The sequence below is a fragment of the Burkholderia seminalis DSM 23518 genome (assembly GCF_902832885.1).
GTDB classification, from domain to species: Bacteria; Pseudomonadota; Gammaproteobacteria; order Burkholderiales; family Burkholderiaceae; genus Burkholderia; species Burkholderia seminalis.
In genome coordinates, this window is record NZ_CADFDK010000004.1 from 483,782 (window position 1) to 503,085 (window position 19,304).

19 protein-coding genes are annotated in these 19,304 nt (G+C 67.6%); 9 read left to right on the top strand and 10 right to left on the bottom strand.

All coding sequences use genetic code 11. The features are described 5' to 3' along the window. The first annotated feature begins 28 nt into the window (after positions 1–28). Complete coding sequence (locus tag HWX00_RS16335; RefSeq protein WP_175028960.1) at positions 29–916, top strand: DMT family transporter; 888 nt, start codon at positions 29–31, stop codon at positions 914–916. Positions 917–957: 41 nt separating this feature from the next. Here HWX00_RS16335 and lysA read toward each other — a convergent pair whose 3' ends face one another. Next, positions 958–2,196 (bottom strand): diaminopimelate decarboxylase, encoded by a 1,239-nt coding sequence (gene lysA / locus HWX00_RS16340; RefSeq protein WP_175028961.1) that lies wholly within the window; start codon positions 2,194–2,196, stop codon positions 958–960. Positions 2,197–2,307: 111 nt separating this feature from the next. Here lysA and HWX00_RS16345 point away from each other — a divergent pair, with 111 nt between their 5' ends. Next, the gene (locus HWX00_RS16345) at positions 2,308–3,222 is read left to right on the top strand and encodes a LysR family transcriptional regulator (protein WP_059556801.1); all 915 of its coding nucleotides are present in this window, start codon (positions 2,308–2,310) and stop codon (positions 3,220–3,222) included. Between the two features lie 56 nt (positions 3,223–3,278). Then, entirely contained in the window at positions 3,279–3,878 is a 600-nt protein-coding gene (locus tag HWX00_RS16350) for a GNAT family N-acetyltransferase (RefSeq protein WP_034189383.1), read from the top strand. Between the two features lie 74 nt (positions 3,879–3,952). Here HWX00_RS16350 and HWX00_RS16355 read toward each other — a convergent pair whose 3' ends face one another. After that, a complete protein-coding gene (locus HWX00_RS16355; protein ID WP_049034712.1) occupies positions 3,953–4,522 on the bottom strand; it encodes a DUF4142 domain-containing protein in 570 nt (189 codons plus the stop codon). 368 nt (positions 4,523–4,890) lie between these two features. Then, positions 4,891–5,514, bottom strand: coding sequence for an HAD hydrolase-like protein (locus tag HWX00_RS16360; RefSeq protein WP_175028962.1), 624 nt, complete (start codon positions 5,512–5,514; stop codon positions 4,891–4,893). 138 nt (positions 5,515–5,652) lie between these two features. Between HWX00_RS16360 and HWX00_RS16365 the strand changes: the two genes are divergently transcribed. Continuing rightward, on the top strand, positions 5,653–6,096 hold the full coding sequence (locus tag HWX00_RS16365; protein ID WP_175028963.1) for a GNAT family N-acetyltransferase: 444 nt from the start codon (positions 5,653–5,655) through the stop codon (positions 6,094–6,096). Positions 6,097–6,154: 58 nt separating this feature from the next. After that, positions 6,155–6,373: a DUF1653 domain-containing protein gene (locus HWX00_RS16370; RefSeq protein ID WP_006480837.1), complete on the top strand. Its 219-nt coding sequence runs from the start codon at positions 6,155–6,157 to the stop codon at positions 6,371–6,373. Positions 6,374–6,422: 49 nt separating this feature from the next. Here the strand turns inward: HWX00_RS16370 and HWX00_RS16375 are convergent, their stop codons facing one another. From HWX00_RS16375 to HWX00_RS16390, 4 genes are all read right to left on the bottom strand, one after another. After that, positions 6,423–7,634 carry a winged helix-turn-helix domain-containing protein gene (locus HWX00_RS16375; protein ID WP_049032135.1) on the bottom strand — a complete coding sequence of 404 codons (1,212 nt, stop codon included), beginning with the start codon at positions 7,632–7,634 and terminating at the stop codon, positions 6,423–6,425. A 336-nt stretch (positions 7,635–7,970) separates the two neighbouring features. Beyond that, the gene (locus HWX00_RS16380) at positions 7,971–9,041 is read right to left on the bottom strand and encodes a terpene synthase family protein (RefSeq protein WP_049032136.1); all 1,071 of its coding nucleotides are present in this window, start codon (positions 9,039–9,041) and stop codon (positions 7,971–7,973) included. Between the two features lie 52 nt (positions 9,042–9,093). Then, positions 9,094–10,134, bottom strand: a complete 1,041-nt coding sequence (uppS, locus tag HWX00_RS16385; protein WP_226194103.1) for a polyprenyl diphosphate synthase — start codon at positions 10,132–10,134, stop codon at positions 9,094–9,096. Positions 10,135–10,262: 128 nt separating this feature from the next. Next, the gene (locus tag HWX00_RS16390) at positions 10,263–11,651 is read right to left on the bottom strand and encodes an MFS transporter (protein ID WP_059556796.1); all 1,389 of its coding nucleotides are present in this window, start codon (positions 11,649–11,651) and stop codon (positions 10,263–10,265) included. A 212-nt stretch (positions 11,652–11,863) separates the two neighbouring features. Between HWX00_RS16390 and HWX00_RS16395 the strand changes: the two genes are divergently transcribed. Both HWX00_RS16395 and treA read left to right on the top strand, forming a co-directional pair. Continuing rightward, complete coding sequence (locus HWX00_RS16395; protein WP_069706827.1) at positions 11,864–12,493, top strand: TetR/AcrR family transcriptional regulator; 630 nt, start codon at positions 11,864–11,866, stop codon at positions 12,491–12,493. A 136-nt stretch (positions 12,494–12,629) separates the two neighbouring features. Continuing rightward, positions 12,630–14,357, top strand: a complete 1,728-nt coding sequence (treA, locus tag HWX00_RS16400; protein WP_175028964.1) for an alpha,alpha-trehalase TreA — start codon at positions 12,630–12,632, stop codon at positions 14,355–14,357. Positions 14,358–14,436: 79 nt separating this feature from the next. Here the strand turns inward: treA and HWX00_RS16405 are convergent, their stop codons facing one another. From HWX00_RS16405 to HWX00_RS16415, 3 genes are all read right to left on the bottom strand, one after another. Then, complete coding sequence (locus HWX00_RS16405) at positions 14,437–15,924, bottom strand: carbohydrate porin (RefSeq protein WP_175028965.1); 1,488 nt, start codon at positions 15,922–15,924, stop codon at positions 14,437–14,439. A 119-nt stretch (positions 15,925–16,043) separates the two neighbouring features. Continuing rightward, a complete protein-coding gene (locus HWX00_RS16410) occupies positions 16,044–16,313 on the bottom strand; it encodes a hypothetical protein (protein ID WP_049035638.1) in 270 nt (89 codons plus the stop codon). Positions 16,314–16,812: 499 nt separating this feature from the next. Continuing rightward, positions 16,813–17,034, bottom strand: coding sequence for a hypothetical protein (locus HWX00_RS16415; protein ID WP_154233767.1), 222 nt, complete (start codon positions 17,032–17,034; stop codon positions 16,813–16,815). A 361-nt stretch (positions 17,035–17,395) separates the two neighbouring features. On the opposite strand from HWX00_RS16415, the gene HWX00_RS16420 reads away from it, so the two are divergent. Together HWX00_RS16420 and HWX00_RS16425 are read left to right on the top strand one after the other, a co-directional pair. Then, entirely contained in the window at positions 17,396–17,533 is a 138-nt protein-coding gene (locus tag HWX00_RS16420; RefSeq protein ID WP_167361904.1) for a hypothetical protein, read from the top strand. Between the two features lie 121 nt (positions 17,534–17,654). Further along, positions 17,655–19,301: an Nramp family divalent metal transporter gene (locus HWX00_RS16425; RefSeq protein WP_175028966.1), complete on the top strand. Its 1,647-nt coding sequence runs from the start codon at positions 17,655–17,657 to the stop codon at positions 19,299–19,301. Positions 19,302–19,304: the final 3 nt, after the last annotated feature.

A 19,304-nucleotide genomic window follows, 5' to 3' on the forward strand; every position in this document is an offset into this window, starting at 1 on the left:
GATCTACTTTTCCCGTTCAGGATTTCCCGTGCAAAAGACGACCGACGGATGGCTCAGCGGCCTGCTGGGCGTGATCATCTTCAGTGGCTCGCTGCCTGCGACGCGTATCGCGGTGCAGGGGCTCGATCCGCTGTTTCTCACGTTCGCGCGGGCGACGATCGCCGGCGCGCTCGGCCTGCTGCTGCTCGCCGTGCTGAAGCAGCGGCGGCCGACGCATGCCGAGATCGTGTCGCTGGCCGTCGTCGCGCTCGGCGTCGTGGTCGGTTTTCCGTTATTGACGGCGCTCGCGCTGAAGCATGTCACGTCGGCGCACGCGATCGTGTTCGTCGGCCTGCTGCCGCTGGCAACCGCGTTGTTCGGCGTATGGCGCGGCGGCGAGCGGCCGCGGTTGCCGTTCTGGATCTTCTCGATCGTCGGCAGCGGCGCGGTGGCCGCGTTTGCGCTGCGCAACGGCGGGCAGACGTCGGTCGTCGGCGATGCGCTGATGCTGGCGGCGATCGTCGCGTGCGGGCTCGGCTACGCGGAAGGCGCGCGCCTGTCGCGCCAGCTCGGCGGCTGGCAGGTGATCTCGTGGGCGCTCGTGCTGTCGCTGCCGCTGATGGGGCCGCTCGCGTGGTTCACGTGGCCCGCGTCGTTCGACGCCGTAGATGCCGCCGCGTTGTGGGGGCTCGCGTACGTGTCGCTGTTCAGCATGCTGATCGGCTTCGTGTTCTGGTATCGCGGGCTCGCGCTCGGCGGGATCGCCGGTGTCGGCCAGCTGCAGTTGCTGCAGCCGTTCTTCGGTTTCCTGCTGGCGGCCGGCCTGCTGCACGAAACGGTGCCGCCGTCGATGATCGTCGTGACGGTGGTCGTGGTCGGCTGCGTGGCGGGTGCGAAGTATTTCTCGAAGATGGCGCCCGTGCGGCGCGCGGGGTGATCGAGGCGCGCGGGCGCGCGCCCCGTTCCGCGCTGCCGGCGTTACGCGAACGTCTCGAGCGCGAGCAGTTCCTCGATCGTTTGCCGGCGCCGGATCAGTCGCGGCGTGCCGTGATCGACGAGCACTTCCGGCGCGAGCGGCCGGCTGTTGTAGTTCGAGGACATCGACGCGCCGTATGCGCCCGCATCGTGCAGGAACAGCAGGTCGCCGATCTGCGGCTGCGGCAGCTTGCGGTGCGTGACCACGCCGCCCGCGTCCTGCGTGAACACGTCGCCGGATTCGCACAGCGGGCCCGCGATCGCCAGATCGACGGCCGGGCGGCCGGCCGGCAGCGTGCCGTCGTGCGCGTGCACGGACACCGCGTGATAGCTGCCGTACATCGACGGCCGCATCAGGTCGTTGAAGCCCGCGTCGATCAGCACGAAATCGTGCTTCGGCCGGCGGTTCACGGCCTGCACTTCGGTGACGAGCGTGCCGGCTTCCGCGACGAGGAAGCGGCCCGGTTCGATCTCGATGCGCACCGGGTGGCCGAGGTGCCGCTCGATCCGCTTGCGGGCGGCGTCCCACTGGCTGAAGTAGTGACCGACGTCGACGCGCGGTTCGCCGTCGCGATACGGGATCGACAGGCCGCCGCCGGCCGAGATCGCGTCGATGTCGTGGCCGAGCGACGTGACGAGATCGACCATCGCATCGCACACCTGCGACAGGTGGCCGTAGTCGACACCCGAGCCGATGTGCATGTGGATGCCGACGAGCTTCAGCCCGTACTGGCGCACGATCTCGATCGCGCGCGGCACGTCGTCGATCCAGATGCCGTGCTTGCTCTGCGGGCCGCCGGTGTTGGTCTTGTTGCTGTGGCCGTGGCCGAAGCCGGGATTGACGCGCAGCCACACGCGGTGGCCCGGCGCGTGCTCGCCGATGCGCGCGAGCATGTCGAGCGAGCCGGCGTTGACGGTTACGCCGTGCTTGAGTACGGCCGCGAGCGTCGGGCGGTCGATCAGGTCGGCCGTGAACACGACGCCTTCCGGTTCGCCGGCCGGGCTGAAGCCCGCCGCGAGGCTGCGTTCGATCTCGCCGAGCGACACGGCGTCGACGCACGCGCCTTCCTCGCGCATCAGCTTCAGGATATGGACGTTCGAGTTCGCCTTCTGCGCGTAGCGGATCACGTCGAACTGGCGCAGTTGGGCAATGCGGTCGCGGATGACGTCGGCGTCGTACACCCACAGCGGGGTGCCGTATTGCTGCGCGAGCGTCGCGAGCTGGCGGGAATCGAGTGACATATGGTGGATGAATCGGATCGAATGAACGGATAGCGTGGATGATGCACCCGATCGTCTATACAGTAAAATGCCTGTTTTTCGACATTTGATTCAGCTCTGATATAGATAGTCATGCTCACGCACCGTCACATCGAGGTATTCCGCGCGCTGATGGTCACCGGCAGCACGACGCGCGCGGCCGAGATGCTGTACACGTCGCAGCCGACGATCAGCCGCGAACTCGCGCGGATGGAGCAGGTCGTCGGCTTCGCGCTGTTCGAGCGCGCGCATGGCCGGCTGCGGCCGACGATGGCCGCGCTCACGCTGTTCGACGACGTGCGGCTCGCGTATGTGGGGCTCGAACGCGTCGCGGCGACGGCCGCGCGCCTGCGCGAGTTTCGCGACGGCCAGCTGTCGGTGATCGCGCTGCCGGCGTTTGCGCACGCGATCCTGCCCGGCGCGGCCCGCCGTTTTCACGGCGCGCATGCGGGTGTCAGCCTGTCGGTCGAAACGCAGGAATCGCCGATGCTCGAAGAGTGGCTGACCGCGCAGCGTTACGACCTGGGGCTGACCGAGCACGACGTCGCGCCGGCCGGCACCGTGCTCACGCCGCTGCTCGAAGTCGATGAAGTATGCGTGCTGCCCGACGGTCACCCGCTGCTCGCGCAGGACGCGATCGACCTGCTGGATCTCGCCGATCGACCGTTCGTGAGCCTGTCGCTGAACGATCCGTACCGCATCCTGATCGACGAGGCGTTCGCGCAACTCGGCGTCGCGCCGCGCTCGGTGGTCGACACGCCGTCGGCCGTATCGGTGTGCGCATTCGTGCGGCAGGGGCTCGGCGCCGCGATCGTCAATCCGCTGACCGCGCTCGATTTCGTCGGGCGCGACCTGCACGTGCGGCCGCTCACGCGATCGTTTCCGTACCGCGTCAGCATGATCGTGCCCGAGCACCGGCCGAAGAATCTGCTCGTCGATGCGTTCGCCGATGCGCTGCGCGGCGAGGCGAAGGCCATCCGCAGGCGGCTGGCCGCGCACCTCGGCTAGCGGCCCCGTATGATGGGCGTTTCGCCGCCATCGTCCTCGTTTCCCGGAATCTCGCCATGACCGCCGCATCGTCTTCCCTCGAACCACCGACCCTCCGCGGCGAGCGCGTCGTCCTGCGGCCGCTCGATGCATCCGACCGGCAGGCGCTGCTCGATGCCGCCGCCGACGGCGAGTTGTGGAACCTGACGGTCACGGTCGTGCCGGGCGCGGGGACGATCGACGCGTATATCGATACCGCATTGCAGGGGCGCGCGGCCGGCACCGTGATGCCGTTCGTGATCGTCGATCGCGCATCGGGCCGCGTGATCGGCAGCACGCGCTTCTGGAAGATCGACCGCAAGAATCGCAAGCTCGAGATCGGTCATACGTGGTTGAGCGAATCGGCGCAGCGCACGCGTGCGAATACCGAGGCGAAGTGGCTGCTGCTGGCGTATGCGTTCGACACGCTGCACTGTGTGCGCGTGCAGTTCACGACCGACGAGCTGAACGAGAAATCGCGCGCGGCGATCCTGCGGATCGGCGCGAAACAGGAGGGCATCGTGCGTCACGAACGGATCATGCCGGATGGCCGCAAGCGCAATTCGGTGCGCTTCAGCATCATCGACGACGAATGGCCGGAAGTGAGCGCGCGGCTGGTGGCGAAGCTCGCGAGCTGACGCGTGACGTGCGTCGCGCCGCCGGCGGGAGCGGCGGCAGCGCGACGACGGGGGAAGCGCGGCGCTGTATCGCGTTACTGCGCCGAAGCGAGGTGATGACGCTGCGCGAGCTTCTGCGCGTCCGCGTAGTGCGCCTGCAGAATCGGCAGCGACTGGCGTGCGACTTCCTTCAGCTTCGTGTCGCGGCCCGAGGCGATTTCGGCCTGGAATGCCGAGATCGCCTTCTGCTGGCCCGCGAGCGCGACCTGCTCGATGTATGCCTTGTCGAACTCGGCGCCGCGCAGGTTCTTGATGCTGCTCAGCACGGCCGTGTCGGGGTCGTTGGCCGGCACGTCGACGCCGCGCGGGCTCGCCGCGCGCATCGCCTGGATGATCTTTTCATCGTCGGTCGACACGCGTTGCGCGAATGCCTTGACCTGGCTGTCCGACGTGCGCGAATCGGCGATGCGCGCCGCGTCGTGCTGCGTCGACACGGTCTTCGTGCCGTCGGTGATGAAGGCCTGGTCGGCTTCGTGGATGCGCGTCGCGGCGGCGGCCGGCGCAGCCGGTGCCGGTTGCGCGGTTTGCGCGGTCGCCGTCACGGCGACGAGAAGCAGGCCAGCGGCAGACAAAGCAAGGCGCGAGATGGGGGGGAAGCGGTTCATGAGGACCTCCTGTCAATCGGGGCTCTGGTTGAAAAACGGATCACGTGATCCGTCGCTGTGCGAGAGACCGGGCGCGCCCGGACCGGATTCGACCGCCGCTCTGCCGCGGCGCCGGTCGAAGTGTTTCCCGGCCCGACTGATTCTAGGAGGGCGGTCGGGTAGCAGGTGCAACCGCGATGTGGCTTGTGTAACGGTTGGTAAGACGAAACGATGCGCGCGCCGGCGGACAGGTAGTGCGTACCTGATGCCCCTGCGGCGGCGGCAATTTTTGCGTGCGCGTGACGCATGCGATGCATGGGACGCACGCGTGTGTCATCGGTGGTTGAGCGTCGTGCTGTCGGGTCGCGCATGCGATGCGCGAGCAAGCGTCACACGCGATCGAGCAACGCATCGAGGCGCGGCAGCAGCGGTGTCGCGCAATGTGCCTGCAATGCATCGGGCGCGGTGTAGCCCCACGCGACACCCTGGAACGCGATGCGTGCGCGTCGCGCTGCGTCGGCGTCGCGGATTTCGTCGCCGACGTACAGCACTTCGTCGGCACGTACGCGGGCCTCGCGCACCAGCGCGCGCAGGCGACGCGCCTTGCCGAACAGCGGAATGCCGCATGCGAACGTGTCGACGTGGGCACTGGCACGCGGGCCGAGCCGGTCGCGCACGATGTCTTCGGTGTTGGACGTGGCGATCGCGATACGGATGCCGCGCGCGGCGAGCGCGTCGAACGTTGCGTCGACGCCGGGGAACAGCGTCACCTGCGCGACGCGCGGCCGCATCAGGCGGCGCATGTCGATCGTCACGCGCGGCACTTTCCACATCGGCACCTCGAGCGCGCGAATGATGTCGCGTGCCGACATGCCGCGCAGCGCGGGGCGCAGTTCGGGCGTCGCGTCGCGGAAGCCGTGCAGGCGCGACGCTTCCGACAGCGCCGCGAGAAAGCTGTCGAGCGAATCGGCGAGGGTGCCGTCGAAGTCGAATGCGATGAGGCGGAAGGGCATGAGGCGACGTGACCGGTTCATGGGGCGGGTGACATTGTCGCCGATTCGGCCGCGGCGGATCGATGGTGTACCTTGTCCGCCGCTTCACGGCGCGGTATCGTCGATGCTCCGCCTTCCGACCTCGACCGGAGAACCGCCGTGCTCGCAGCCGCCCCCGCCACGCTGAGATTTTCCACTGACAAGCGCGAACTCGACATCGACGCGATCCACGACTTCCTGCATCGCGATGCGTACTGGTCGCAGGGTATTCCGCGCGACGTGGTCGAGAAGGCGATCGAGGGTTCGCTGTGTTTCGGTGCGTATGTCGGCGACCGGCTCGTCGGGTTCGCGCGGCTCGTTACCGATCATGCGACGTTCGCGTACCTGTGCGACGTGTTCGTGTTGCCGGCCGATCGCGGCAACGGCTACGGCCGTGCGCTGATCGATCACGTGTTCGCGCAGGAGATGGTGCAGCGGCTGCGCCGCATCATGCTCGTGACGACCGATGCGCACGAACTGTACCGGCCGGTCGGCTTCGGGCCGTCCGCGAATCCCGAGCGGCTGATGGAGATCCGCCGTCCCGACATCTACGCGAAACGCTGACGCGCGGCGCAGCGCATACAATACGCGCTTTCCGTTTTTTGCCGAAGAGAAGCCCATCATGACCGAACAGGAAGCCGAACAGCTCGCGACGCACCGTCACTACAAGGGCGGGCTGTACCGCTACATCGGCGTTGCACGCCACTCCGAAACCGAGGAATCGGTGGTCGTGTACGAGCATCTGTGGCCGCATGCGCGCGGGCTGTGGGTGCGTCCGGAAGCGATGTTCAACGGGAACCTCGAGGACGGTACGCCGCGCTTTCGCAAGCTGCGCGACTGATCCGTGACCGGCGGCGCGTGCGCCGCCGCCGCGCGAGCCGGCCAATCCGTCACGCGCCGGCCAGCGCCTTCACCAGCTCGGGCGGCGCGTGTCTGACCGTCACCTCCGGCGTGCCGTGCCACGCCGCGAGTCTCTTCACGGCCTTCGCGACGTCGGCCGCGAGCCCCGCACCGACGCGCACGCCCGGCTCGACATGCACCGCCTTCAGCTCGAACGTACCCAGCGTGCGATGCGCTTTCGCATCGACGCGGCCGACCAGCCGGCCGCGATGCAGCACGGGCAGGCAGAAATAACCGTAGCGCCGCTTGTGCTCGGGCGTATAGCACTCGATCGTGTAGTCGAAGCCGAACAGCGTCGACGCGCGCCGCCGGTCCCAGACGACCGGATCGAACGGCGACAGCAGCGTCGTGACCGTCGAGCGCAGCGTGTCGGCCTCGGCGGCCGGCAGCCAGGCTTCGAGCGAGCGATGCACGTAGGCCGGTTCCTTCCAGTCGTCGATCCGCACCGGAATCAGGTCGCCGGCTGCCGCGAGCCGCTCCAGTTCGTCGCGGTACGAGCGGCGCGGCAGCCGGTAGTAGTCGGCGACCCAGTCCGCGCGCACGACGCCGAGCGCACGGCACGTGTAGTCGAGCAGCGCCGGCAGCACGGCTTCGCGTGGCGGCAGGTCGCGTGAATCGTCCCAGCCGGGCAGCACGCGTTCGCGGACGTCGTACACGCGCTGGAAATTGCGGCGTTCCGACACCATCAGGTCACCCGTCGTGAACAGCACCTCCAGGTGCCGTTTCTCCGGCTTGCGATCCCACCATCCGTTGCCCTTCGCGCCATCCTCGCGCGCGAAATCGGCCGACCGCACCGGGCCCTCGTCGCGAATCCGCGCGAGCAGCCGCTCGATGTCGGGCCGGTTGCGCTCATGCCATTCGGCCGCGTATTTCCAGCCCATCCCCGACGGATCGAGCATCTTGTAGCGCATCAGCCCGAACTGCTCGACCGGCAGGAAGCACGCCTCGTGCGACCAGTACTCGAACAGGCGCGCTTCGGCGAGATGTTCGTCGAGCCACTGCGGCGCGAAATCGCCGAGGCGGCTGAACAACACGAGATACGGGCTGCGCGCGACGACGTGAATGGTGTCGATCTGCAACTGCGCCATGCGGCGGATCGTGTCGAGCACGTCGGTTTTGGTTGCCTTGCGGCGGGGCGGCGTCAGCAGGCCCTGCGCGGCGAGATGCAGCGCGCGGGCGGCGGCGGGCGAGAGCGTAAGCATCGGAATGGCGGTCGAGGGTGGTGATCGGGGACCACTTTAGCGCGAAAGCGGCGCACGCGTGCGATGCGCTGCCGCCGCGCGTCTGACAATGCTTGACAGATAGGTTTCGCAAGTTTCCCTATAGTGCAGTTCATGGCGCGGCGACAAATGCGCGCAACGATTCCGCTTCCGACGCACATATGTCCATGGCACGCAGGAAGCGAATCCTGGATTCTCAACCCCCATCGGGAATTCAGGAGCCCTGAGCGGACATCCATGCGGCTGTGCACCGGCCCCGAGTGGATGTCCGCTGATTTTTTTGTATTGCCGGATTTTCACGCGCCGCCGCCGTGCCTGTCACGCCGCGGCACTCGTTTCCCCGGGCCGCAGCGCGCGCGACAGGTCGTAGTGTCTGGCCGCACCGTAGCGTGGCGAACCGAAATGCCAGTCGTAGTTGCCGCGGATGTACGAGCGCGCGCCTTCGAGCAGGCGCAGCGACGTTCGATCGTCGGTGCGCGCCCGCACGCGGGCCTCCAGTTCCAGATAACGCATCAGATACCCGTTGTGGATCGCGGCCGCCGCGTCGAGCGCGGCTTGCGGCGCGAGGCCGCGCTCGTGCATCAGGACGCAGACGAGATTGCTGCTCGATTCGCCGGCTTCCTTCGGATACGAAAAGATGTCGTTGCAGAGGCACAGGATCAGGCCGGACAGCTTGCGCAGGCGCCGGACCTCTTCGTCCGCATAGAATGCGACGGGCGCTTCGTACCCCGCCGCGATGTCGATCAGTGCAAACGCGCCTTCGCCGCATCCGTTGTACGTGCGGCCGGAAAGGTATTCGGCCTCGCCCGGCACGACATCCGTCGCGTAGCGGCCGGCCTCCCACAGCGTCGAAAACAGGAACGTCATCATGCCGGCCGTCCAGCGTGCGTATTGCGCGGCCGTGGACGCGGCCGCGATGCGCGTGCAGATGTCCTGCGTCGCGCGTTGCAGCGCGGGCAGGAACGCGGCCATGTGCGGCAGGCGCGCGGCCAGCGCATCGCGCAGCGGCACCGGATCGTGACCGGCCGGATCCGCGATCATCTCGTACAGCCACAGGTAGAGCGCCCCGAGATCGCCCGGCGAGCGGGCGACGCCATGCAGGCTGCACAGGCCGTCGTCGATCGAGAAAATCCAGCCGTACGCGCGGGTCGCCGAGCACAGGCCGTCGAAGGTCGAGTACGCATAGACCCGTGCGCAGTATTCGCCGATCTTGCCGTGACGGATGCCGCTGGCCCAGCGCGGATCCTCGAGCAGGCCATGACCGTTCATCCAGGCCTGCAGGTCGGCTTCGGCGCGGTCGGCGTCGGGGTGCACGGGCGTCCGGAACGGGTGAAACAGGTGCGGAAGCACCAGCGTGGGCGCGGCGGCAACGGTTTCGACGGCGGACATGGCGTACCTCGCGGATAGCGGGTGACAACGGGTGTCGTGAAGGGAGTCCGGCTTACTTGCCGAACCGGCGCGCGCGCTTGCCGTACGCATCGATGGCCTGATCGAAATCGTCGCGTCCGAAATCGGGCCAGCAGGTCGGCGTGAAATAGAACTCCGAGAAGGCGGTTTGCCAGAGCATGAAATTCGACAGGCGCTGCTCGCCGGACGTGCGGATCACGAGGTCCGGCTCGGGCTGGCCGGCCGTACAGAGCCGGCTCGCGATCATTTCCGGGCTGAGTTGCGCGAGCAACTGATCGACGGTGCCGGCCGCGACGTGCTCCTCGATCAGCGACCGGATCGCATTCAGCAGGTCGAGGCGGCCGCTGTACGCGACGGCGATGTTGACGTCGAGCCCGCGCGCATCGGCCGTGCGTCGTTGCGCGGCGCCGATCCGTTCGGCCGTGTCGGGCGGCAGCTTCGTCAGGTCGCCGATCACGTGCAGGCGCCAGCGGCCGCTGGCGGCGAGCTCGTCGAAAACGTCGGCGATCACCGCGAGCAGCCCGCGCAATTCCTCGGCGTCGCGGTTCAGGTTTTCGGTGGACAGCGGCCACAGCGTGACGAACGGGATGGCGGCTTCCTCGCACCACGACAGCAGCGCATGCACGTTGCGGCCGCCGGCCCGGTAGCCGTCGGCGGTCGGCAGGCCGAGCCGGTCGGCCCAGCGCCGGTTGCCGTCGAGGATGACGGCGAGATGCGTGGGCAGCGGCTGTGCCGCAACGCTCGATACGGCGGGCGAATCGATGGCGAATGTTTCCGGCGCGCGCACAATCAGCTCTTGAGTCATGGCGACTCCTTCGAGGCGGGAAGCGATCGAAACGTCAAACAGCAGGGGGATTGTTATGCCAACTTCCGTATGTCGGCGTGGGGATGAATGTTCGCGCCGATGCGACCGCCCATTATTGGCCGATATATTCGGGATTTTCAAGTTAACGACGTGCGCGCAATCGCGGTGCGTCGGCCGTGCGGCCGGGCGGGCATTGCACCGCGGCGCATGGATCTCCGATCCGATTCGGTGCAGGCGATTTTCCAGCTGATGTCTTGTCGAAGCCGTCATTCCGGCCCGCGTTTTTCGCGCGTTTCGATTTCTTGAATAAACCGGAAATTAAAAAATAAAAACGAGGCAATCGACAGGCGGCCGAGGGCGGCGGAAACGATTCCGATGCGCCGACCGCGTGTTGCCGCTCATTGCCGTTTGCCGCGCGCCACTTCGTCGCCGGCGCCGGGCGGCAGCCGCCGCGTGATCGGAATCGACGCGAACGAGCACAGCCCGACCACCAGGAACGCGGGCCAGAAATCCGACCACATCATCTTCTGGTGGCCCTGCAGCCAGTGCGACACGTGCAGCACGAGGCCGGCCACCGTCACGCCGAGGCCGAGCGACATCTGCTGCACGACGCTGCCGAGGCTCGTGGCACGGCCCGCGTCGCGCGGCGAGATGTCCGCGTAGATCATCGAGTTCAGGCTCGTGAACTGCAGCGCGGGGAAGATGCCGCCGACGAGCACGATCAGCCAGATCGCCCAGGTCGCCATGCCGGGATGGAACACGCCGTACGCGGCGATCGCGAGGCCCGCGAAGGCCGCGTTGTAGATCAGCACCGTGCGAAAGCCGAAGCGGCGCAGCGTATGCGTGGCCGTCGAGCGGCTCACCGCGCCGCCGAGCGCGGACGCGCACGTGATGAGCCCCGAATGGAACGCGCTCATGCCGAGTCCTTCCTGCAGCGCAAGCGGCAGCAGGAACGGCACCGCGCCGAGGCCGATGCGGAACAGCGACCCGCCGACGACGCTCGCGTGATACGTCGGGATCTTCAGGAAACTGAGATCGAGCACCGGCCGTTCCTTGCGGCGCGCATACGGCACGTAGAGCGCCAGCATCGCGGTGCCGGCCACGCACATGAGGAGCGCGTTCGAGCGCGACGTGAGCGCGCCGTCGATCAGCGTGAGCCCCATCAGCAGCAGGGCGGCGCCGCTCGCCGACAGCAGGAAGCCGAACCAGTCGAGCGGGCCGGGATCGGGCTCGTGCGTGTTCGCGATGTGCTTGCTCGCGAGATAGATCCCGTAGAGGCCGATCGGCACGTTGATGAAGAAGATCATCCGCCAGTGCAGGTAGGTCGTGATGAAGCCGCCGACGAGCGGTCCGACCGTGGGCCCGAACAGCGCGGGAATCGCGAGGTAGTTCATCGCGCGCACGAGATCGGAGCGCGGCACCGCGCGGAAGATGATGATGCGGCCGACCGGGACCATCATCGCGCCGCCGACGCCCTGGATGAAGCGCGCGAACGTGAGCACGCCGAGCGAGTTGGAGGCCGCGCACATCAGCGAGCCGACGACGAAGATGCCGATCGCGGTGCGGAACACGGAGCGTGCGCTGAAGCGGTCGGCGAGCCAGCCGCAGATCGGAATGAACACGCCGAGGCCGACCACGTAGGCCGTGATCGCGATGTTCAGTGTGACGGGGTTGTGCCCGAAGTCCCTCGCCATCGCGGGCAGGGCGGTGACGATGATGTTCGCGTCGACGCTTTCCATGAACAACGCACAGGCAACGATGAGCGGTGCTAGAAAGACGGGCGACATGGGCTGGGCGCGCGGTAAAGACGCCATTATGCCCACAATGTGACCGTTGCGTCACGCATGACAACAGTTGTTCCGCATGTTGCAACAGTCGTCCTTTCCGGCCGGATGCGCGGAAGGAACGACTGCGCATGCGTGCCGATTTCTTTTGACGGAGGGCACGTGCGTTTCTAGAATGTGAGCGTTTGCTCATATTCGAAACTCGCCTGCCCGCCATGTCCGGATCGTCCTCGCGTATCGCGCTGTCGCCCCGCAAGGCGCCGCGCCAGCGCCGCTCGGCGGCCACCGTCGACGCGATCGTCGAGGCCGCTGCCCGCATTCTGGAGCGCGACGGCTTCGACGGTTACACGACGAACGCCGTCGCCGCGCTGGCCGGCGTGAGCATCGGCTCGCTCTATCAATACTTCCCGAATCGCGACGCGCTGACGGCCGCGCTCGTCGAGCGCGAGAGTGCGCATCTGCTCGACGACGTCGACCGGGCGGCCGCGCTGTCGTCCTGCGACGACGTGCTGCGCGCCCTGGTGCGCGGAGCCGTCGCGCACCAGATGCGCCGGCCGGTGCTCGCGCGGCTGATCGATTTCGAGGAAGCGCGGCTGCCGCTCGGTGCGCGTGCGGCACGCGTCGCGGACCGCATCCACGCGACGCTGCTGCATGCGCTCGGCTTGCGCGATGCGCCGCGTGTCGCCGCGCCCGACGTCGTCGCGCACGATCTGCTGGCGATCGTGAAAGGGATTGTCGACGCGGCGGGCGCGCGCGGCGAGACCGATGCGGCGGCGCTCGAGGCGCGTGCATCGCGGGCCGTGCGCGGTTACCTGCGCGAGTCGCGCGAATCGAAACTTGCTTGATGTGCGCGTTTCGTGCGACAGTCGGACCGACTCGCACCACCACATGACGCGTATCGATCGAGGGCCATCGAGACGAACGCGCGCGCGAACGAGACCCCTTGCCGATCCATTCACCATCGAAAGGAGGGGACACGTCATGACGCCACGTCGTGCCGCACCGATTGCAACTCGCTTCCCGGTTCATCTCTCGTCACGCGCTGCGCCGCCCGCGCCGCGTCTTCGCTGGGCGGCCACGCTGGCCGTCGCCTATCTCGCTGTCGCAGGCTGCGCCGCGCAGGCCGACAACGCGAACCAGGCCGCCGCGCAAGCGGCGGGCCAGTCTCCGGCCGCGGCCGCCACCGCCGCGGCACCCGCCGTATCGGGCACGCTGCTGCCGCCGCCGAGCCAGCTCTACGGCGACCTGTTCGTCGCGGTGCAGACCGCGCAGATCTACCCCGACCAGAAGACCTTCGTCGACGCGACGCCCGATACCGATCCCGCGACGATCGTGCAGTTGTATCAGCAACAGAAATCGCAACCGGGCTTTTCGCTGAAGACGTTCGTCGGCCAGCACTTCACGCCGCCGCCGGAAAGCGGCGTGACGCCGCCGCCGAACCAGACGCTGCGCCAGCACATCGACTGGCTGTGGCCGCAGCTCACGCGCACGAGCGTCACGGTGCCCCAATACGGTTCGCTGATCGCGATGCCGAAACCGTATGTCGTGCCGGGCGGCCGCTTTCGCGAAGGCTACTACTGGGATACCTATTTCACGATGCTCGGCCTGCAGGTGTCGGGACGCGAGGATCTCGTCGACAACATGCTCGACAACTTCGCATATCTGATCGATACGATCGGCCACATCCCGAACGGCAACCGGACGTATTACGCGAGCCGCTCGCAGCCGCCGTTCTTCGCGTACATGGTCACGCTCGCCGCGCAGGCCGAAGGCGACAGGGTCTACCAGAAATACCTGCCGGAGCTGCGCAAGGAACACGCGTACTGGATGCAAGGCGAAACCACGACGCCGCGCGGGCAGGCCGCGCGCCACGTGGTCGCGATGCCCGACGGCGCGGTGCTGAACCGCTACTGGGACGCGAGCGACACGCCGCGCGACGAGTCGTATCTGGAGGACGTGACGACCGCGAAGTCGGCAACCGGCCGCCCGGCGAACGAGGTCTACCGCGACCTGCGTGCGGGCGCCGAAAGCGGCTGGGACTACAGCTCGCGCTGGTTCGGCGACGGCAAGACGCTCGCGACGATCCGCACGACGTCGATCGTGCCGGTCGACCTGAACAGCCTGATGTTCCATCTCGAGACGACGATCGTGAAGGGCTGCACGGTCGCGCGCGACATGGCATGCGTGATCGATTTCTCCGGGCGCGCGGCACGGCGTGCGGCCGCGATCAACCGTTACCTGTGGAATCGTCACGGCTATTACGGCGACTACGACTGGCAGTTGCGCAAGCCGCGCGACGGCGTGACGGCGGCCACGCTGTATCCGCTGTTCGCGGGCGTCGCATGGCCCGAGCGCGCGAAGGCGACCGCGCGCGAAGTGCGCAAGACGCTGCTGCAACCGGGCGGGCTCGCGACGACGACCGAGAACACGGGCCAGCAGTGGGATGCGCCGAACGGGTGGGCGCCGCTGCAGTGGATCGCGATCGACGGGCTGCGCCGTTATGGCGAACCGGCGCTCGCGAAGGACATCGGCACGCGCTTCCTGTCCGACGTGAAGCATGTGTATGCGACGGAAGGCAAGCTCGTCGAGAAGTACGTGGTCGAAGGCGCCGGCACGGGCGGGGGCGGAGGCGGTGAATATTCGCTGCAGGACGGGTTCGGCTGGACCAACGGCGTCACGCTGAAACTGCTCGGGCTGTACGGCGAGTAATTCGCGGCGCGGCACACGAGCAAACGGGCCGGACGGTCGCGCGAGCGGCCGACCGGCCCGTGTTTTCATGCGGCGCGCATCAGAACGTGATCGTCGTGCGTACGCCGACCACCGTTTCGTCGCCGATGCGCGCGCCGGCCGCGTTCGGGTTCGGGATGCCGCCGCCCGGGCGGAAGAAGTGCTGCAGGTCGGCCTGCAACTGCCACCACGGCGTGACCTGGTACTGGTAGGTCGCTTCGACGACCGTCTCCGCGCGACGCACCGGATAGCCGGGCGTCGTGTACACGCCGGTGTCGCCGTCGAGGCCGCGCGCATGCGAGCCGATCTTCGCGTAGCCGATCGCGATGCCGGCGACGTCGTTGTCGCGTCCGGCGAACGGCGCCTTCAGCGTCACGCCTGCGTTGGCCGCGAAGTCGACGACATTGCGGTCGCCGGGTGCGCCCATCACGCGTGCGAACACGCCGAGCGCGCGCGGGCTGTCGGCCGACGGCCGCCACACCATCTGGTCCGCGACCGCATAGAACCCGTAGTTGCCGCGATGCGCGGCGGGCGTGCCGTGACTCGCCGGATCCGCGAGCGACAGGCCGTCGGTGCCGTAACGCGGGTCGTTCGCGTGCTGCGACTGATACCAGAAGCCGAGCTTGTACGTGCCGGGCAGGCCGACGGGTTGCGGCGCCTTCGGATCGGCCGGCGGCGCGTTCAGCGCGTACTGCACCTCGCCGATCACGAACGCACCGCTGCGCAGGTTGAAGTGGGTGCCGTGCGCGTTCAGCACCTGCGCGTCGCCGTCGGTGCGGCCGGCCGGGTTGCCGTCGAACACGCCGATCATCGCGGTCCACGCGTCGGCCGGCTTCACGCGCAGGCGCACGCCGAGCGACGACAGCGGATACGCGGGGCCGCCGGCCGGCAGGTCGGTCGACGGCAGCACGGGCCAGCCGAACGTCGCGTTCATGAACGTCGACGCGTTCTGGCTTACCATGAATTCCTGGTCGACGCTCTGCTGGCCGACCTTCACGTCGACCTTGCCGTCGAGCAACGACTGCTGGTACCAGAGCTCCCACAGTCGCGTGGTCGAGTTCGCTTCGATGCCGGTCGCGGTCTGCAGTGTCTGCAGGTAGCGCTGCGTGAGGTTGGTGCCGTGGATCTGCAGCCCCGACACGTTGAACGTGCCGCCCGGCAGGCCGATCGCCTTGCCGGTATCGACGTTGAAACCGAATTGCGTGAGCCCCTGGTACGCGCCGCCGCGATGCGTGCCGCCGGACGTGTTGTACAGGTACTCGCTGGTTTCCTGCAGGCTCAGCGTGACGCCGTGATCGCCCAGCAGGTCGCGCAGGCCGCCCATGTCGCCGAGCAGGTTCGAACGCTCCCAGAAGCCGGTGGGGGCGGGCGCGGCGGCATCGGCGGCCTGTCGTGCGGGCGCGGCGGCGTCGCTGGCGCCGGCTGCCGGCTCGGCCGCGGCCGGTGACGACGCCTGCGCGAACGCGGGTGTGGCGGCAAGCGACAGCAACAGCGTGGCGAGCGCATTGACGCGGCGCTTGCGCGGGACAGGTTCGAGGTGATTCTTCATGCGGATTCCGTTGATGGTTTGATTAGCTAGACTGAATAAATGAAGGCGCGATGCGGGAAATGCGACGAGACGATCGCGCGGCGTTCCAGGGCGAGTGGTACCGCCGCGCGGCGACGGGATTACGGCAGCCAGCCGCCGACGCGCCACACCTGCGCGAAGCCGAGGCGCGAGGCGGCCGCGCACAGCAGCGCGGCGAGCGCGACCGCGGCCGCCATCGCGGCGACCAGCACGCAGTCGAGCGGGCGTGGTGCCGCGGGCACGTGGGCGAGCGCGATGCCGCGCCAGTTGCTGAACGCGTGGGCGAGCGGCGAGAGGCCGGAAACGAATGCACGGTCGCACGCGACGTGGGCGATGCGCTTGAGTCTGAGCGCGAAGGATGGAAAGAACATGACGCTGCCTCCGTCCGGTCCGGCAAACGCCGGACGACGTGATCGAGCGCGGGCGCATGACGCAACCTGCGATCGGAGGGTGGAACGTAACGGAGCGTGCGACTGGCGAGGCGGCGATGGCCGGCCCGGGAGGAAGCGCGCTAACCCGACGAATGCGAGCTAGCGGCGAAAGACATGCGTCTGGCTGCTATCTCGCGATGGCTTGGCCGGCCTGGACCGGCATCGAACTGCAACTAGAGCATGTGTCCACGGGGGGACTCCCTTGATGAATTGGGGCGGATTGTAGTCGCGACTTTTGCTGCGGCGCAAGCAAAAAACGCACGAAAGATGACGTCCGTGGCCTGCGCGTCGCAACGGACCGCGGTCGCGCGGCAGCGGCCTGGCGGGGGCCGGAAGCGCACGCGGCGGGATACTCCGTGCCGTTGCGCGCACGCATCGCCGCCGGAGCGCATCCTGACGCGCTGAAAGGTTTCGGTGCGCCATTTCAAGGGCAAATCTTTCAGCGGCGAAACGCGGGGAATTTATTTCGGGAAATGGGGTTGGGAGGGGTTGACTTCACTTTCGGGCCGTCCATAGAATCCGCCATCTTCACTCTTGGGGCCGCCGCCTTGGACGCCTGCAGTAGTCGATCTTCGAACGAAATTTCCGCCTGAGCGACCGACGTCCGCGCCTCATCGAAGCCGCCGTTTGTCTCCCGGGCAAACGGTGCGCGCAGCAGCATTCCGCAGCAAATCCCTACGTGCACCCTGATTCGCGCCGGTTAGCGTGATGCGTTTTCGCATGCGTTGGCCGGTTTCACCGCCGCCTGGCAGGCGGTCGCGTTCGCGCGTGCCTTTTCCCGGCTCGCGAATGGCGGCCCGCCGGCCTGACGGCGGTCAACCGTGTTTTCCGGAACACCGCACAGGAGCCGCCATGAACGACAGTGACAGTTGTCCCTTATGCCCGTTGCACGCACCGACCCTTTTGAACCCCGGTCGCAGGGACAATCCGGCCGACTAGCCTGACACGTCGTTCAGGCCCCGGACTGGCCCCGCGCCCACGACGCGGCCGGCACGCCTGCCGTCGCCGCACGGAGCCAGACCATGAACTTCGGCCTTCTGCTGTCGAACCTTCCGCACGTCACGGAATCGCGCAACCAGTACGACGCGATGCTGACGCTCGACGCCCGTCCGCGGGTGTTCTCCCGCCTGCTGAACCAGCTGAAATCGTTGATCCACTGAAGGAAGCGCCGAGCGCGCCTCGGCATGCGCACGCGTGGCCGCCTTCGGGCGGTCGCCCCGTGCGCATTCCAAGGTCACACGCTTATCGAATCGCATAACCCTTAGCCGTACGGAACACATCATGTCCACGCCATCCAACGTCTCTTCACCGATCGCCGCCGAACGCAGCGCCGTGCTCGACGACGCCCACCTCGGCGACATCCGCGGCGCACTCGGCACGATCCCGCACCACGACACCGGTGCGCGCGGCACGTGGTGGGCGCGCCTGCGCACGCTGCTCGCGATCATCGGCCCGGGCCTGATCGTGATGGTCGGCGACAACGACGCCGGCGCATTCGGCACCTACACGCAGGCCGGCCAGAACTACGGCACGACGCTGCTGTGGACGCTGCTGCTGCTCGTGCCCGTGCTGTACGTGAACCAGGAAATGGTGCTGCGCCTCGGCGCGGTCACCGGCGTCGGCCATGCACGCCTGATCTTCGAGCGTTTCGGCAAGTTCTGGGGCGCGTTCAGCGTGATCGACCTGTTCCTGCTCAATGCGCTCACGATCGTCACCGAGTTCATCGGCATCACATTCGTGCTGGATTTCTTCGGATTGCCGAAGGTGGCCGGCGTGTGCGTGGCCGCCGCGCTGACGATGGCCGCGGTGAGTACCGGCGATTTCCGGCGCTTCGAGCGGTTCGCGATCGGGCTGTGCGTGATGAGCCTGCTGCTCGTGCCCGTGCTCGTGTCGATCCATCCGAGCGTCGCGCAGATGTCGCGCGATTTCTTCGTGCCGAACTGGCCCGCGCACGCGAAGCTGTCGGACGTGATGTTGCTCGTGATCGGCATCGTCGGCACGACGGTTGCGCCCTGGCAGTTGTTCTTCCAGCAGAGCTACGTGATCGACAAGCGCATCACGCCGCGCTTCATGAAGTACGAGAAGGCCGACCTGTGGATCGGTATCGCGTTCGTGCTGGTCGGCGCGGTGGCCATGATCGGCTTCAGCGCCGCGCTGTTCAGCGGCCATCCGGAAGCCGGCAACTTTACCGACGCGGGCGGCATCATCGCGGGCCTGGAGAAGTATGCGGGCCGCACGAGCGCGACGCTGTTCGCGATCGCGCTGCTCGACGCATGCATCATCGGCGCGGCGGCGGTGTCGCTGTCGACCGCGTATGCGATCGGCGACGTGTTCAAGATCCGCCACTCGCTGCATCGCGGCGTGACCGACGCAAAGGGCTTTTATCTCGTCTACTTCGGCATTGTCGCGGCGGCGGCCACGCTCGTGCTGATCCCGGGCAGCCCGCTCGGCCTGCTGACCGAAGCCGTGCAGACGCTGGCCGGCGTGCTGCTGCCGAGTGCCACGGTGTTCCTGCTGGTGCTGTGCAACGACCGCCAGGTGCTCGGCCCGTGGGTCAACTCGACGAAGCTCAACGTGTTCACGGGCGCGGTGATCTGGGTACTCGTGCTGCTGTCGATCATCCTGACCGCGTCGGTGATGTATCCGGATATCAGCGGCGAAGCGATCGTCGACGTGCTGGTGGGCGGTACCGTGCTTGCGATCGCGGGGTATCTCGCGACGGTCCTGATTCGCCGCAACAAGCGCGTGGTGGAGCCGGGTGTAGACCGGTCGCTGCGCGATACGTGGCGGATGCCGCCGCTCGACACGCTCGAGCCGCAGAACATGACGCTCGCGACGCGGATCTGGATGGCCGTGCTGCGCGGCTATCTCGTGATCGCGGTCGGGCTCGTGATCGTGAAGGTCGTGCAGATGACGCTGCTGAAGTAACGT